Source organism: Flavobacterium cryophilum (assembly GCF_048286555.1).
Taxonomy (GTDB): domain Bacteria; phylum Bacteroidota; class Bacteroidia; order Flavobacteriales; family Flavobacteriaceae; genus Flavobacterium.
In genome coordinates, this window is record NZ_JBLVPZ010000005.1 from 184,523 (window position 1) to 201,099 (window position 16,577).

Here is a 16,577-nt window from a genome sequence, read left to right on the forward strand (position 1 = left end):
TTAATTGCAGTAACTTCAAATGTAGGAATTAAATAATTTCTTCTGAAATATTTTTGGTTTTCTTTAATAATTAAAAAGAGAGAGAACCAATATTGGTTCTCTCTCTTTTTATATCAAGGTGTGATTAATCTCTATCATGTCCTTTTCCTTTTCCATGTCCATTACCGTTATTTCGGTTATCATGTTTTTTATATTCTCTTCGGTCATCATTATCATATCTTCTATCATCATGATCATATCTTCTATCATCATCATCATCCCCTCTTTGGTTTACATAAACTCGACGATTATTGTTGTGCCCCATGTTTCTTTGTTCTCTTCCGTGATACCCTCTGTAATATTTTACTTTGTGATTTTTAAAATTACTATACGGTCTTGAGCCATGATAATCGTTTAATACAACTTTATAGCCATCATATAAATCATAGTTTCTATATTGATATGGTAAATGTCTTGAACGTATCCATCTTCCTCCACCAAAATAAATGAATTGTGTGGCTCTCACGTCGTAATATGCTTCTACATCTGGCAAATAGTAATATTCTGCTTCTGCATATCCTACCGGTCCCCATGTTGGAGCAGTGCCGATGTTCAAGTTTATTGAGATTTGTGCATGTATTGTAGTTGAGGCAAAAAGGATAATACCTATGGCGATTAATTTTATTGTTTTCATTTTTGAAATATTTAATTAGTAATAATTTTATTATAAGTCTGTTAAAAGACTACTTTTAAATAATTTCAACAACTATGCCAAAACGAAAAAGTTAACTTTTAATTAAGGATTAGCGGGCTAAAAAAAAAGAGTCTCAAATTTGAGACTCTTTTTTCTAATTATATGAAAGGAGTATTAATGTTTTCCGTTGCCATGGCCACCATTTCCTTTTCCACCTTTATTTTGATTTCCTTTATTCCCATTACTTTTATATACTTTGTTGCTATTACTGCGATTCGAACCTATTGATTTTTGAGGTTTACCTTTATAGCCTTTGTAATATTTTACTTTATGATTGTTAAAGTTTCTGTAGGGGCTTGAGCCATGGTAATCGTTTAAAACTACTTTATAACCATTGTATAAATTATAGTTTCGGTATTGATTAGGTAGGTTTCTCGAACGAATCCATTGACCTCCACCAAAATAAATAAACTGCGTTGCTCTGATATCATAATAAGCTTGAATATCTGGTAGATAATAATAATCAACAGCGGAGTATCCTACTGGACCCCAAGCTGGAGGACTACCTAAATTTACATTTACTGAAACTTGCGCTTGCATGGTATTTGCCGAAGCAAAAAGTATAAGACCTGCAATGATTAATTTTAATTTTTTCATTTTTCAAAATTTTAATTAGTAATTAATATATAGTAATTTCCGACTAATAGTATCTCGTTTGGTATTGAAGCCAACAATTGTGCCATAATCAAATAATTAACATTTGATTGTGTTATTTTACTTCATAAAAAAAAGGAAACGAATGTTCGTTTCCTTTTTTTACCGTTATACATTTATTTTACAATAATAGAATTAATAAAAGGATAACTATTATAATTGCGCCTACAGATAAATATACACCATTTCCTGTAGATTTTAATTCTGCTTTAATAGCACGTACTTCTTTACGAAGCTCTTTTTTCTCTGAAGAATTTAAAGAAGATTTATCCATTGCTTTAATTTCATCAAGACGATTAAGCAACACTTTAACTTCTGCAGGAACTTCTTTAGGGTTGTTGGAAACCGAAGTCGGATTTTTTTCAGCAGCTAACATTTGAGTTGGAACAAAACTTAATGACAATACCATCATCATTAAATAAACTGTAACTTTTTTCATTTCTTTTTGGGTTTTAGTTATTAATTTAACATAATATAAATGTAAGCAATATTATGTGATGAATTCTTATATAATTATAATATTAAATTACATAATTTACATGATGAATTATTAGTGGAATTGTAGTGATTTTAAAATTAGATTTTAAATTGGTTTAATGAAAAGTAAAGGTTGCTTAATTTCTCTTTTTTATTTAAAAATAACTGTGCGTGGCTTGCCTAATTCAAAATCCTGAAAGCCAAAATCAGTAGTTTCAAATGAGTTCGTTTTAAAAATATTTTCGCCGTTCCCGGGTATTGAAGGATAATACGAAAGTGAAATTTGAAACGCACTGAAGACTAAAAAATCATTATTTATTATGAATCCAATCCCAATTTTTGAATATGCTTTATTCTCTACTAATCCCTTTTCTGCATTTCCCAGCATCGCAATTGAATAATTAAAATAGGGGTTTAATCGAAATCCCCAAAGATTCCAAGGTGCATAAGCTTGAGTTTGCAAAGTCAGTATTGCTTTTTCGGTTCCAAAATTAGCGCTGTTAAATCCTTGTATACCGTAATTTTCATTGAGATTTATCTGATCACCAATGATATTTACGCGATTGGAACCAATAATTAGTTGTGGTTTTATAAATTGTCGCAATTTCCATTTGCCAAGACTAATCAAATTAGTAAAGTAATTAGCTTGAAAAGAAAAAGCATTTTGTTCGGTATTTGATTTATTAAAGAAGGTGCCTAATTCAAAATTGGCGCTTAAAAAGCCCCATTTATAAAAATTCCCAAATGCTGCCCGAGCTCCTAAATAGTAGCGACCACGAGTGTTTTTATATTGATAGCCTGACGTTATTCCAAATATTTTTCCAATAGGTACGTCTTCAATAATTCCATTTTTGAAAATATAACTGTCTTGAACGAACTTACGGGAAGTAATACCAATTCCTACTAGCGAAAATCTTTCATCGGAATAAAAATCATTTGGATCATATTCAACTATGGGACTCTCGAGATATTTTACATTTAAAAGGCGTCCGGCAACGATGAAATTTGTAGTTCTGTGACTCTCCGAATTACTTTTAAAAATCCGAAATGCGCGACCAAACCATAAATCTTGTGAATTGTACTTAAAATTTTGGTACGCAAATGCTGCAGTGCTATTAGGAAGTGTATCTTTTCTAAATTGTTTGTCAAAATAGATTCCGCCAGCCCATTTTGTAAATTGAGAATAAAATAGGCGTTCTATATTGATACTTTTGCCATAATAAGCATCTAAATCGATACGATAATTCACAGAGGTTTTAATGTATGTGTTTTTGAAGTTGGGAATGGTGTACGCTACTCGATACGCATTTTTCCCATCACTGAATCTACTGCGGAATTCAGTATTAAACTCATGGCCGGAACCCAAAATATTTCGATCATTTAATTCAAAATTACTTCTAGAGCTTGATATGGAACCTTTTGGAACAATACTCCACGTATCTAAAACCCGAATATAAATATCTACTGAATCTTTATTGTTTTTAATTAGCTGCGGGGTGACATCAACACGGCTGATGTATCTTTGTGTTCGTATTAAACGTTCCGATTCTTTGACCAATAAGGAATCTAAAGGTTTGTTTTTTTTAATAAGCAGTAAGTTCTTGATAGCAAGTCTATTTGTTTTAATGTGAATCCTGTTCCCTGTTCGCTCAGCCCAATTTTTAGGTTTTTTTGTTGTGTCAATTTCTGAGTAACCAAAAGGGTCTAAAGTAACAATATTGATGTTTCGGATAATCTTCCCTTCAAATTTTTTAAATTTTTTCGGAACTACTTTTTGTTTTTTGCTTTTTACATTAACGGGTCTAAAAACTAATTTGTGAAGGAGTTTGGTAAATTTATTTTTCTTGGAATAGTTTTGGATTTGTTGATATACTGCGGAAGAATCTTTTCCCTTTTTCTCTACTTGAGAAAAGGAAATTTGATAGCAACAGAAAATCGAAATAAAGAGAGCCAGTCTTTGTTTTTTAAACATGATAAAAAAATAATTTTAAACATTGTTAACGAAACAAAAGAAAAAATTTTTTATGTATTGGTTCGAATCTACAAAATTCTAAATTTGAATAGTCGAAGATACTATTTTAGAAACTATTCATTGGTTTTATTTGTATCATTTTCTGTTGTAGTTTCCGTGAAAACAGGAACTATGATATCTGTTTTAATAACTATTTTTTTTGGTGTTGATTCAGAATCAAATAACGGTAATTTAATATTGCGCCAAGTATACGTTTTTGGCAAATGATCTCCCATAAGATATCCCCAAGGTTTTAAAGTTTCAACTCGATCAAAAATTACTTTGAGGACCGCCAGAATTGGAAGTGCTAAAAACATACCAGAAACGCCAGCTATTGCGCCACCTGTTATAATTCCAATAATTGATACAAATGCGTTTATCTCTACTTTGGAACTGACAATCATAGGAACTAAAATGTTATTGTCAATTAATTGAACAATTATACTAATCACGATGACCCCCACAATTATTGATAAATCCGGTGATCCTGTAAGCGAAGCCACAATACTTAGCACGCCTGCAAAAAGTATTCCTATGTAGGGAATCAGATTTAAAATTCCAGTAATAATACCGAGCAAAACAGCATATTTAACACCAATAATCATAAATCCAAGCGTTGTCATTGTTGATACTAAAAGCATTTCAATAATTAAACCTACGATGTAACTATTGATGGCTACCCTAATATTTGTCAGTATATCTTTTAACTGTTCATGATTCTTTTTTTCGACTAGCTTGGACAAAAACAGTAAAAAATGAGTTCTATATAAAAGAATTAGAAAAGTGTAAATGGGTATCAATGTTAGATTTACTAATGTATCCGTAAACGACATTAAAGTAGTACCAATTAATTCTTTTCCTTTTTCCATTGAATCTTCAGTAGCAGTATCAATATATTTTTTCTGTTCCCATGAACTTAAATGAAAATTCTCTCGGACAAATCCTTGAATATTTCGGAGATGAATGTTGATGTTTCTTTCAATTTTATCAAAATCAGCTGCAAAGTCACTGATTTGAAAAGATAGAAAAACAAAAAGTCCAATAAAAACCAATACGAATAAAAGCACTGCCAGCATCACCGCCAAAACATGTGGAAAATGAAATTTTAACTTAAAAAACTGAACAATGGGATACAATAAAATAGCAAATAAAAACGACATCATTATTGGAACCAAAATATCTTGACCAATGTAAAAAATAAAAACAAAAGCTATCAAGCCCAATAAAACCAAGGTTAGTTTGGCGTAAAATGGAAATTTTAAGATATCATTCATATGCTCTTATTGTTAAATTACGTATTTGCTGTTCATTTATTAATCGTACTGTTTCTAATTGACAAATATGAAGTTTTAAAGAAATAAAAGTATTATATATTTCTTATGAAGAGTTGTAAAATTATCACTTCTAATCAATTTATTTACAAAAAATAAGGAATTGACTGTTATTTTTTTATAAAACCGTAATTAATCCACGAATTCTGTATCGTCAAAATGGTTTTTTAATACTGAAATTCCTTTCTGCAAAAGCAGATTATTAGGATAAATTATTTTCTCTCCATCAACAGTTTTTAAATAGACATGAAAAGCACCAATATCTTCAATCTCAGCTTCAATTGGAAAATCTTTATCATGTATTTTAATGATGTCACCAATTTTAAAGGGGAAAGAAAAAAACAAAATAACACCGGAAGTGATGTTACTCAAAATTGACCATTGAGCAAACATCGCAACGCCCACAACGGTTGTGATAGAAGAAAGTGCAATAAAAATGTCTTCGGCCTGGACGCCCCAAATTATTATTAAAGAAATAATTACTAAAATATTGATAAATAAGTGAATGTATTTGGTCACTAAATTAGTTCTGTGCTCCAGTGTTTGGTTCGATTTTGCGTAGCGTCGTACAAGTTTTGTAGAAAGTATACGAAACGAAATCAGCAAAATCCCCAAAATGCCAGTTGCGATCAGTTCTCTTGTGTATTGTTGAAAAAAAAACATATCCATAATTTAATTAAGCTAATTTACTTAAATATTCATACACTTTATCGGTAGGCATTCCCATCACATTAGCGTAGGAGCCTTCAATTTTTGAAACGCCAATAAAACCAATCCATTCCTGAATGCCGTAAGCACCAGCTTTATCGTAAGGTTTGTAATGCTCTAAATAATAACGAATTGCTTCGTCGCTTAATTCATGAAATGTAACTTTGGTAACATCGTGCAATACATTCGTTTTTTTATTGGTTTTAAAACAAACTGACGTTATTACTTCATGCGTGGTATTTGATAGTGACTTCAAGATTTCAAAGGCATCTTGCTCATCTTTTGGTTTGCCCAAAGCTTTATTGTTATGCCAAACAATAGTATCGCTAGTCACTAAAATTTCATTCGATTTTAATTCTCCTTCAAAAGCGCTTGCTTTTAATACAGCCAGATAATTAGTAATTTCCTCGGCTTTCAATTCCGAAGGATAAACTTCTTCAGTTTCTTTTATCTGAATTTTAAAATCTAAATCTAAATCCTTGAAGAACTGCTGGCGTCTTGGTGAACCCGAGGCCAGAATTAAAGTATATTTTTTTAATTTATTTTTAAGCATTGTATTTTATATTTAAACTGATCACAACAATAGACAGAACGCCAAACAGCAAGATACATTTTAATAGCAAACTTAGCATGTGAAACTCTTTTTTAGATTTTGCAGTCCAAATTTTTACGGCGAAGTACAACAATGGTCCTACAACAAAAAGCAACAAATATACAGTTGTAAAAACTAATTCGAGAAGGTATTTATTGATGTAATACAGCATAAAAATAATAGGAATGAAGCTAATTCCAAAAACTATTTTTGCAGTCCTCGATTTGCCTATAACAATTGGCAAAGTATTCATTCCTTCATTATAATCACCATCAACATCTTCTAAATCTTTAACGATTTCCCTCATGAAATTTAGAAAGAAGGTAAACAGTGCGTAATCTAAAAGAATAGAAAAAACAACTCCCATTTGCTGTTGGTTTCCTTCATGAATCGTTGGAAATAAATCAAAAATCCCAATGATAACTACACTAAAAGAAAGCAACAATGCGATAATAATATTACCAATAACTAACATTTGTTTCAGGCTTGTGGCGTACAAATAAAGTGTGGCTGCAACCAAAATAAAAATAGATGCAAAACCAGGTTTTTCGATAACATTTGACAAATAAAAGCCAATTGCCACACCAGAAGCAGTTAGCGCAAGGTATACATTATAAGCATTATTTTCAGAAATGGTTTTGCCTACAATTACATGGTTTGGTTTGTTAATTAGATCTGTATTTTGATCAAATACATTATTGATAACATAACCACCAGCAGCGATTAAAATAGTTGATAACACTAATAATCCATACTGCCAATCGGCTAATGCAAGAGAAATATTCTGAAATTTAAAAAAAACATACCGGAAGAGCAGTTGCATTAACGCAAGGATTAATAGATTCTGGAACCGGATAAGTTTTAAAAATGGAAACATTGACGGTATTTAAAATTAAAATTTAATATTTAAAAAAAGGGTTAATCGTATTTTGCGTCAAAATGTGCCATCCATTTTCCTTGTGCTTTCATTACTTGCTCGATAACATCACGTACAGCTCCTTTTCCCCCGTTTTTGTGTGAAACATATTTGGAAATCGCTTTTATTTCTGGGCTTGCATCTTGTGGACAGGTTGGTAATCCCACTAATTTCATAACATGATAATCGGGAATATCATCGCCCATGTACAAAACATGTTCTGGATTTATATTGTAAACGTCCGTATATTCATCAAATGTTTCAACCTTATTTGAGGTGCCCAAATGAATATCTGTGATCCCCAGATTTCGTAATCTAACGCGAACACCTTCATTGCTTCCTCCCGAAATAATACAAACATTATAACCGCTTTCTACTGCAGCTTTCATAGCATAACCATCACGAATATTCATAGTGCGTAAAATTTCTCCTTCATTGGTTACAAAAACAGAACTGTCAGTAAGTACTCCGTCTACGTCAAATATAAACGTAGTAATATCATTCATTATTTCTTTATAACTTTTTGCCATAACGCTGTATCGATTGTGTTAGTGTTTTATAAATTTTTAGGTGATTTTCATTATTCAAAAAAGCCTCATGGGACTCAATAGTTGCACTGTCTTCGCGTTTAGCCGGGCCGGTTTGAGCTTCAGATGGTGAAAGTAACACTATTTTCTGAGCTGTTTCTGTAATTAAAGGCGTTAAAATTTCAAAAGGAACCTGGTGTTCCTGACAAATTTCCTGACCTATTTGATATAAATGATTCGTGAAATTGTTGACAAAAACAGCCGCAACATGCAATGCTTTTCTTTGTTGGGAATTAATAGCGAATATTTTATCCGAAATTGATTTGGCCACTTTATCCAATAATTGAAAATCCGTTGCGTTTTCACTTTCTAAGCAAATTGGAATTGTTTTAAAATCAACCGCCTTGTTTTTAGTAAAAGTTTGCAAAGGATAGAACACTCCTTTTCGATTATTATCATCCAGAGCATTCAAAGAAACACTTCCCGAGGTATGAACCACCAAGCGATTTTTGAAAGGAAGTTGCGAAGAAATAGCTGCAATAGCATCATCAGAGACTGCAATAATATACAAATCGGCTTCGGCTAAAGCATCTAATTCATTTGTAATTTGATTTAAATCGAGAAGGTGTGAAACGTTACCAGTTTGTCTTGAAAAAACTTGAACCAGTTCGATTTCAACTCCCAGATTTTGAGAATTTTGAAATGCTGCAATTAGATGTTGCGCTACATTTCCTGAACCAATAATAATTACTTTAGTCATGGGACAAAATTAGCAAAAAAATATTAAGAGTTTTAATCAATTTTTGATTGACAAACAATCAGCAACTCCACCTAAAATATACTTTTATTCTGGAAAACCGAGCTACTTAATTTTGGATTAAATTAACAAATGTGCGAATATAAAAGTCAACATTTTTAAGTACTTTTGTGGCACTTTTATAAAAACATAATCCCTTAAAAATGGATAAAAAAATATTTTCTTTTTTGTTTTCTACTCGATTAATGGCTTTCTTATTTATTGCATATGCAGTTTCCATGGCTACTGGAACTTTTATCGAAAGCAAGTATAATACCGACACAGCAAAAATTTTAATTTATAACGCATGGTGGTTTGAGGCTATACATGTGTTTTTTATGATTAATTTCATTGGTAATATTAAGCGGTATCAGCTACTAAAAAAAGAAAAATGGGCTACGTTATTACTCCATTTGTCTTTTATATTCATTATCGCGGGTGCTTTTGTTACCCGGTACATAAGTTATGAAGGGATGATGCCCATTCGCGAAGGCGCTGCTGAAAATCAAGTTTTTTCAGATAAAACGTTCCTGACTGTTTTTGCAGATGGTGAATATAAAGGGGAAATGAAACGCAGGGTTTTTGAAAAACAAGTATTGTTTTCTCCAGCTACCAATAATGATTTTAGTATTTCTGATAAGTTTGCTGATACACAATTTGAAGTAGAATATGAAAATTTCATTATGGGAGCCAAAGAATATATTAGACCTGATTCAAAGGGAATTGTATATTTAAAAATTGTAGAAGCAGGTGATGGTGGTCGGCACGAACATTTTTTACAAGAGGGCGAAGTACAAAATATTCATAATGTATTATTTTCTTTAAATAAATATACTGATGGTGCCATAAATATCAATACTACAGGAAGTGCCTATACGATTCAAACGCCTTTTGAAGGGAACTTTATGCGAATGGCGGATAAATTAGAAGGAAAAGTAACTAAGGGTGCTGCGCAACCATTGATGATGCGCTCGTTATACAGTATTGGTGAAATGCGATTTGTGTTTCCCGATCCAGCGGTAAAAGGAATTGTTGATTATGAATCCGAAAATGATTTCAAAGCTAACAATCAAGATGACGCTTTAGTAGTCAAAATTACTGCCGAAGGTCAAGAGAAAACAGTAACCGTTTTAGGTTCCAAAGGTAAAATGGGAGAATCCAAAACTGTAAAAATCGGAAAAATTGATTATACTTTTTTCTACGGAAGTAAAGCATACGTTTTGCCTTTCAAAATAAAATTGAATGATTTTATTGCTCAGAAATATCCGGGAACCGAGAAAAGTTATTCTTCGTTTGAGAGTAAAGTGACTGTTCAAGATAAAAAATCTTTTAATGCCAGAATATATATGAACAACGTTTTGGATCATGATGGATATCGCTTTTTTCAATCGGGTTTTGATCCTGATGAAAAGGGAACGATATTATCTGTAAACCACGATTTCTGGGGAACTGCGATCACGTATAGCGGTTATTTTATGTTGTATTTTGCAATGATGGCGATTATGTTTACTAAATATTCCCGTTTTGCCGATATAAAACGCAAATTAGAAATTGTAAAAATGAAAAAATCTAAACTCTTGACGCTTTTAATATTGTTGTTCAGTTTCAATAGTTTTGCACAGGAACAAGAACACAATCATGAAGATCATGAAGGACACGCTCATACAGAAGCCGAAGCAACGCCAGAAACACATGCAAATCACACTAAAAAAGTATTGAGTCAAGACGAACTAAACGCTTTGATTACTAAATATAAAGTACCAGAAGTACATGCAGCAAAATTTGGTAGAATTGTTATTCAAGATGCTGGTGGTAGAATGAAACCTATCAATACGTTTTCTTCGGAATTATTGCGTAAAGTGAGTCATGATGATTCTTATAAGGGAATGAATTCTGATCAGGTATTTTTGTCGATGACACAATATGCCAGTTATTGGATTGAAATTCCCATTATCTACATCAAAAGCGGAAACGATAGCATTCGTAAAATTATTGGGATCGATAAAGCGGCAAAATATGCTCCTTTTATTTCCTTTTTTGATGAAAAAGGAAATTACAAGCTCTCTAAATACTTAGAAGAAGCATTTAAATCAGCGAATCCAAATCAATTTGAAAAAGACTTTATCGAAACCGATAAAAAAGTAAACTTGATGGAATCAGCTTTAAGCGGCCGAATATTGAAAATTTTTCCCATCCCTGAGGATAAAAATAACAAATGGATTTCATACTTAGAATTGAACGAATCAGGTTTGAAAGGAATGGAAGCTACCTATACTAAAAACGTACTGCCATTGTATTTTGGTTCACTAGCTAATGCTTCCGTTTCTAATGACTACAAAACAGCTGATGAATTACTGGAAAGTATCAATGGTTTCCAAAAAAGATTTGGTAGTAAAGTGAGGCCAAGTGAAGAAAAAATAACATCTGAGGTATTATATAATAAATATGATGTATTCAAGAAACTTCCGTATTGGTACATTTTTGCAGCTATTTTGATGTTGTTCTTCACGATTATGAAAATTTTCAAAGAAAGAAAGGCTTTGAATTATTTAGTTAATTTCATGCACATTGTTGTAATTGGATTATTTGTGTTACACACTTTGGGATTAATCGCTAGGTGGTATATTTCTGGTCACGCGCCATGGAGTAATGCATATGAATCGATCATTTATGTAGCTTGGGCTACCATGTTTTTTGGTCTTGCTTTCGATAGAAAATCAAAGCTTACGGTTGCTTCGTCAGCTTTTGTTACTGCAATGATTTTGGCGGCAGCCTACATGAACTGGATTGATCCTGAAATTGCAAATTTGCAGCCAGTTCTGAATTCGTATTGGTTAATGATTCACGTTGCGGTGATTGTGGCGAGTTATGGACCATTTGCATTAGGAATGATTTTAGGAACTGTTTCGTTAATATTGATTATGTTTACCAATGAAAAAAACAAAGCCAAAATGGATTTGAATATTCAGGAAATCACATATATCAACGAATTAGCGCTAACTATAGGTTTAATTATGTTGAGTATTGGAAATTTCCTTGGAGGACAATGGGCCAATGAAAGTTGGGGACGGTACTGGGGATGGGATCCAAAAGAAACCTGGGCATTAATCAGTATAATGGTGTATGCATTTGTAATTCATGCTCGATTTGTACCTTCTTTACGCGGGAAATGGGTTTTTAATTTAATGAGTATGTTTGCCTTTGTATCTATTTTGTTCACGTATTATGGTGTGAATTTTCATTTGGTTGGATTGCATTCGTACGCTAGTGGAGAAGCGCATTCTTTGAACTGGATATGGTATTCATTAGGTGTAATAACTTTATTTGGAGCTATTTCTTATCCAAAATACAAGAAGTATTACAAGAAATAGGAAGTCGTTGTTTATTACACTCTTAAAGAGTAGGTTGTTTTTTCGGATCACAACTGTATCAATTTTTCGGATTGGTTTACAAAGTTAAAATCAAACTTGTCAATTCAAGGCTGTCTTCATGATAAAGTAACTTAATACGTATATTTCAACTGCTAGAGGCTGGTAGTGTTTCATAAAAAAAGGTTCAACTTAAAGTTGAACCTTTTTTTATGATTATCTGAAAAGAGATTGTTTTACACTTTTCCTAACGTATATAATTGTTCCATGGTAGGAGTTAAACTTCCCCCTGTTGGTTCAAGTGTAATTCCAAAAGCTTCTGCTTCATTAGCATTACTCATTGCAAATAATTTTTGTTCATTTACATTAAAGTCTTCTAGTAATCCAATACTTGTTGGAGTCAGCGGGTTTAATTTTAATGCCCAAACTTGGTACACCATTCCTGTAGGCGGTTCTGGTAAACCTGCGGCATCAATGTAGACTGCTTTACTATCTTGATTCCAATATACTTTTGCAAAAGATTCCGGCGCTACGGCCTGACCACCCAGTGCAACTACCGTATTTTTAGTATCTCGTACAACCGCTAAACTAGTTTCGTTTGCCGTATTTTGTAATTTTAAAACATTAAACTCTTTCTCTAATTTAGCTTTCTCAATTTCACTATTGGCGACCTGCGAATTGGTTTGATCCAATTGATTGTATTGGTAGCCAATTCCCACTAACAACAATACAGCTGCTGCCCAACCAATATATTGCGACCAATTGCTTGTAGGCTCTAATTCGATTACTTTAGCATGTTTAAGTTCTAGTTTAGCTTTAATTTTTTCATAATTAGCCACAGAATGAAACGGCGAAAAGCTGGATGACAAAGCGACAATTGCTTTTTCAATAGCGATAATTTCCGTGTTGATTTCCGGATTGTTTTTTGCCATGTTGGTAACTGCTTCATTTTCGGGTTCACTTAGTAAACCGTAAACATAGAGCTCCAGAATTCCTGATTCAATATATTCTCTTGTTTCCATTATACTTTCAAATAATTTCTTAGATCATTAATACAAGTTCTATTTTGTGTTTTTACCGTTCCCAAAGGAATTGCCAATTCCTCCGATGCTTCTTGTTGGGTATACCCTTTAAAAAACAGTAAGTCTATTATTTGAATACATTTCGGTTTTAGTCTTTTTACAAACTCTTGCAGTCCAATAGTATCCATTTTGTCACCCAGTTTAGAACTGTCTTCAAAGTGATTTACGAAATTATCTGTAGAAAGGTTTTTTTGACTGTTATTAAAGTTTTTTGAACGCAGTTTATCTATAGAAGTATTTCTGGCAATATTTAGAATCCAAGTATAGAATCTTCCTTTGCTCTCATGGTAGGAATCTATATTCTTCCAGATTTTTACAAATACTTCCTGGAGCACGTCTTCTGCTTCTTCTCTGTTTTTTACGAGAACATTTATAACCGAAAATAGACTTTTGGAATACATATCATATAGATGTGTAAAGGCTCTTTCGTCTTTCTTATAAATTAATACTAATAACTCTTCTTGACTCATATTTTCTATTTTACTATTACAAACTTATACATTCTTATCTACAAATAATTGATTTTATAAAGATCTAGATAATAAAAAAATCAAAACAAAAATAGTTGTGTTTTATTTAAGTAATTAAATAATTGATTTTCAAATGTTTGAAAATTTAATTGATTTTTTATTAAGATTTTCAAAACCAAAAGAAAAACAATCCCGTAAATGCTGACATAACTTTTAATTCATAACAAAATGAAAAAAACAAAAATGATTTTAGGTCTATCGCTAGTGGCGATTTCGGGCTTAATATTAGTAGCGGCGGATCACATAGATGCTCCGGCAACATTAACTGGCGATGCAGGAGATATTACTGATGTGTACGCATTTCAGGGTCAAAATACCAGCAACTTAGTATTAGCAGTAAACACACAAGGATTGCTAAGCCCTAACGCAACTGGAGCAGCTACATTTAAAGAAAATGTAATGGTTGAAATCAATATTGATAACACAGGTGACAATGTTGAAGATTTAGTGATTCAAGCAATTAAAAGAGACGGTAAGATGTATTTCTTTGGACCAGTTGCTCCAGGAACTCCAGGTACCTCTAGTACAATTAAAACAGCTGCTGCTTCAGGAAATGTTGCAATATCTTCTTATGGTGCGACTGCTGTAACTGCTGAGCAAAACGGAATGAAATTTTTTGCAGGACCAAGAGATGATCCTTTCTTCTTTGATTTAGGTCAATTTAAAGCAATCATTGGCGGAACGGCTACAGGATTTAAAAATCCAGGTACAGATACCTTTGCAGGAACTAATGTAATGTCTATTATAGTAGAAGTTCCAAAAACAATGTTAGGTGCATCAAGTACAATAAATGTTTGGGCTGAAACTAAGAAAAAACAATAATTAATTTTATTTAAAAAAGTATAAACATGAAATCGAAAATTCACGATTTCCAAAAAACTTAAATACAAAGATCATGAGTAAAACAAATAAATTCAAAATTATAACAATCGCACTAGTAGCTGCAGTTGTTTCAGTAAGTTGTGATAATGAAGATTCAAACGGTGATGCAAATGTAAGCCTTGATTTCTCAGGAACTTACGTTCAGCAAGATCAAATGGCAAGACCGGCAATTAATACTGTATTCATTGCTTCAGGACAACCGAAAGATGATTTTAATGCTGCCGTTCCTTCCGCAATGGGAGCTAAATACCAATCTATTTTTCAATCTAGATTATTAGCTCTAAATCCAGGCTTTACCACAAACGCGTTAGGACAAACAGCAGCGCAGCTTACTGGTCTTTTGTCTACGGATGTACTAAATGTATCAAAAACTGCTACAACAACTTTCTTTGATGGAAAAAATGTTTTGACGGGAAGAGCTTTAGCCGATGACGTAATTGATGTCGAATTATTATTGATTTTTGGTGGTTCGGCAGGTGCTTCTAACCCAGCTCTTACTAAAGATAATGTAAATGCTAATGATAAATCATTTGGCACAACTTTCCCTTACTTAGCTACTGCTTGGTAAAATTTCAAAAAAAAACAGAGCGCTTGCAAAAATTTTCGCTCTGTTTTTTTTATTAAACAAACAAACAAACAAACAAACAAACAAACAAACAAAACAATTAGAGTATGAAAACTTTAAAAACAATAACATTTTTAGTTTTCACAACCCTATTCATATTCGGTTGCGAGACGAAATCAGAACAAATTACAAATAAAGAAGACTACAATAAATATTTGACTTTAAAAGACAATAAATCATTGACTTTCGCAAATAAAGAAATTGATTTTTGGCAGAAAAAATTTGATGCTGCGCCAAATCAAATTAGTTATTTAAGTCAATTAGCATCAAATTATAACATGCTTTTTGAATATACAGGAGCTGTTAAAAACCTATACAAAACGGAAGAATTATTGACAAAATCAAACGAAGCTTACGATTATTCCAGAGTTTCCACAATTCGATCTTTGGCAAGAAATTATATTTCGCAACACCGTTTCAAAGAAGCGTTAGTACTAGCCAATAAAGCATTAGCAATAGGCGAGGGAAAAAAAGAAACTCAAAAACTACTGTTCGACGTTCAAATGGAATTGGGAAATTATCCTGAAGCGGTAAAAAATTTGAATGCCATTAGAGACATGAATAGTTTTGATTATTTGATTCGCTTAGCAAAATGGAATGATCACAAAGGCGATTTAAATACCGCTATAACTTTCATGGAAAAAGCGAGAGATATTGCTGAAAAAGAAGATAATAAAGGACTTAAAATTTGGTCCTATTCTAATCTGGGAGATTTTTATGGTCATGCCGGAAGAATTCAGGAATCGTATGACAGTTTTCTAAAAACATTAGCAATTGATCCTAATTATTCCTATGCTTTGAAAGGAATTGCTTGGATCGTATTCTCTAAAGAACGAAATATAAACGAGGCAAATAGAATTATTGATGCTATCGCGTTAACTCATAATACACCTGATTTTTACCTGTTGAAATCTCAAATTGCTCAATTCAAAGGAGATAAATCCAATGAAATAAAAAACAGAAACGCTTATTTTTCGATGATGGAGAAAAATAATTATGGCGCAATGTATAACAAATACAATGTTTTGATTTACGCCGACGATAAACAAACGGCTTTAAAAGCATTAGAAATTTCCAAAATTGAAGTAGCGCACAGACCCACTGCTGATTCCTATGATTTATTGGCCTGGTCGTACTTAAATGTAGGCGAAAATAAAAAAGCGTTAGAAATCGCCCAGAATCATGTGGAAGGAAAATCCTTCGAACCAAAGGTACAATACCACTTGGCAATGATTTATAAATCGAATAATTTAGCTTTAAAAACAAAATCTATTAAGGAAGAATTGCTTTCGAGTTTGTATGAATTAGGACCAAATTTTGACAAAAAGGTAAATCAATTGTAGGG

Annotated in this window: 16 protein-coding genes; 4 read left to right on the top strand and 12 right to left on the bottom strand. The window is 32.4% G+C overall.

What is annotated here, in order from left to right; all coding sequences use genetic code 11:
• Window positions 1-124: 124 nt before the first annotated feature.
• From ACNQGJ_RS09660 to ACNQGJ_RS09705, 10 genes are all read right to left on the bottom strand, one after another.
• Window positions 125-673, bottom strand: a complete 549-nt coding sequence (locus tag ACNQGJ_RS09660; RefSeq protein ID WP_417972412.1) for a hypothetical protein — start codon at window positions 671-673, stop codon at window positions 125-127.
• Window positions 674-847: 174 nt separating this feature from the next.
• Window positions 848-1,330 (bottom strand): hypothetical protein, encoded by a 483-nt coding sequence (locus ACNQGJ_RS09665; RefSeq protein WP_417972411.1) that lies wholly within the window; start codon window positions 1,328-1,330, stop codon window positions 848-850.
• A gap of 178 nt (window positions 1,331-1,508) precedes the next feature.
• Complete coding sequence (locus tag ACNQGJ_RS09670; protein ID WP_417972410.1) at window positions 1,509-1,826, bottom strand: hypothetical protein; 318 nt, start codon at window positions 1,824-1,826, stop codon at window positions 1,509-1,511.
• 189 nt (window positions 1,827-2,015) lie between these two features.
• Window positions 2,016-3,836, bottom strand: a complete 1,821-nt coding sequence (locus tag ACNQGJ_RS09675; RefSeq protein ID WP_417972409.1) for a BamA/TamA family outer membrane protein — start codon at window positions 3,834-3,836, stop codon at window positions 2,016-2,018.
• A gap of 113 nt (window positions 3,837-3,949) precedes the next feature.
• Entirely contained in the window at window positions 3,950-5,149 is a 1,200-nt protein-coding gene (locus ACNQGJ_RS09680; protein WP_417972408.1) for an AI-2E family transporter, read from the bottom strand.
• Between the two features lie 189 nt (window positions 5,150-5,338).
• The gene (locus tag ACNQGJ_RS09685; protein ID WP_417972547.1) at window positions 5,339-5,869 is read right to left on the bottom strand and encodes a mechanosensitive ion channel domain-containing protein; all 531 of its coding nucleotides are present in this window, start codon (window positions 5,867-5,869) and stop codon (window positions 5,339-5,341) included.
• A 13-nt stretch (window positions 5,870-5,882) separates the two neighbouring features.
• Window positions 5,883-6,467, bottom strand: a complete 585-nt coding sequence (locus ACNQGJ_RS09690; protein WP_417972407.1) for a Maf-like protein — start codon at window positions 6,465-6,467, stop codon at window positions 5,883-5,885.
• Window positions 6,460-7,383 carry a geranylgeranylglycerol-phosphate geranylgeranyltransferase gene (locus tag ACNQGJ_RS09695; protein ID WP_417972406.1) on the bottom strand — a complete coding sequence of 308 codons (924 nt, stop codon included), beginning with the start codon at window positions 7,381-7,383 and terminating at the stop codon, window positions 6,460-6,462. Before ACNQGJ_RS09695 ends, ACNQGJ_RS09690 begins: the two co-directional genes overlap by 8 nt.
• Window positions 7,384-7,424: 41 nt before the next feature.
• Window positions 7,425-7,952, bottom strand: coding sequence for a KdsC family phosphatase (locus ACNQGJ_RS09700; RefSeq protein WP_417972405.1), 528 nt, complete (start codon window positions 7,950-7,952; stop codon window positions 7,425-7,427).
• Entirely contained in the window at window positions 7,936-8,709 is a 774-nt protein-coding gene (locus tag ACNQGJ_RS09705) for a Rossmann-like and DUF2520 domain-containing protein (RefSeq protein WP_417972404.1), read from the bottom strand. Before ACNQGJ_RS09705 ends, ACNQGJ_RS09700 begins: the two co-directional genes overlap by 17 nt.
• 200 nt (window positions 8,710-8,909) lie before the next feature.
• Here ACNQGJ_RS09705 and ACNQGJ_RS09710 point away from each other — a divergent pair, with 200 nt between their 5' ends.
• On the top strand, window positions 8,910-12,116 hold the full coding sequence (locus ACNQGJ_RS09710; RefSeq protein WP_417972403.1) for a cytochrome c biogenesis protein: 3,207 nt from the start codon (window positions 8,910-8,912) through the stop codon (window positions 12,114-12,116).
• 233 nt (window positions 12,117-12,349) lie between these two features.
• Here ACNQGJ_RS09710 and ACNQGJ_RS09715 read toward each other — a convergent pair whose 3' ends face one another.
• Both ACNQGJ_RS09715 and ACNQGJ_RS09720 read right to left on the bottom strand, forming a co-directional pair.
• A complete protein-coding gene (locus tag ACNQGJ_RS09715) occupies window positions 12,350-13,135 on the bottom strand; it encodes an anti-sigma factor (RefSeq protein WP_417972402.1) in 786 nt (261 codons plus the stop codon).
• On the bottom strand, window positions 13,135-13,665 hold the full coding sequence (locus ACNQGJ_RS09720; RefSeq protein WP_417972401.1) for an RNA polymerase sigma factor: 531 nt from the start codon (window positions 13,663-13,665) through the stop codon (window positions 13,135-13,137). Before ACNQGJ_RS09720 ends, ACNQGJ_RS09715 begins: the two co-directional genes overlap by 1 nt.
• 228 nt (window positions 13,666-13,893) lie before the next feature.
• Between ACNQGJ_RS09720 and ACNQGJ_RS09725 the strand changes: the two genes are divergently transcribed.
• From ACNQGJ_RS09725 to ACNQGJ_RS09735, 3 genes are all read left to right on the top strand, one after another.
• Window positions 13,894-14,547, top strand: a complete 654-nt coding sequence (locus tag ACNQGJ_RS09725; RefSeq protein WP_417972400.1) for a DUF4331 family protein — start codon at window positions 13,894-13,896, stop codon at window positions 14,545-14,547.
• Between the two features lie 73 nt (window positions 14,548-14,620).
• Window positions 14,621-15,175 (top strand): DUF4331 family protein, encoded by a 555-nt coding sequence (locus ACNQGJ_RS09730; protein WP_417972399.1) that lies wholly within the window; start codon window positions 14,621-14,623, stop codon window positions 15,173-15,175.
• A gap of 104 nt (window positions 15,176-15,279) precedes the next feature.
• Window positions 15,280-16,575, top strand: a complete 1,296-nt coding sequence (locus ACNQGJ_RS09735) for a tetratricopeptide repeat protein (RefSeq protein WP_417972398.1) — start codon at window positions 15,280-15,282, stop codon at window positions 16,573-16,575.
• Window positions 16,576-16,577: the final 2 nt, after the last annotated feature.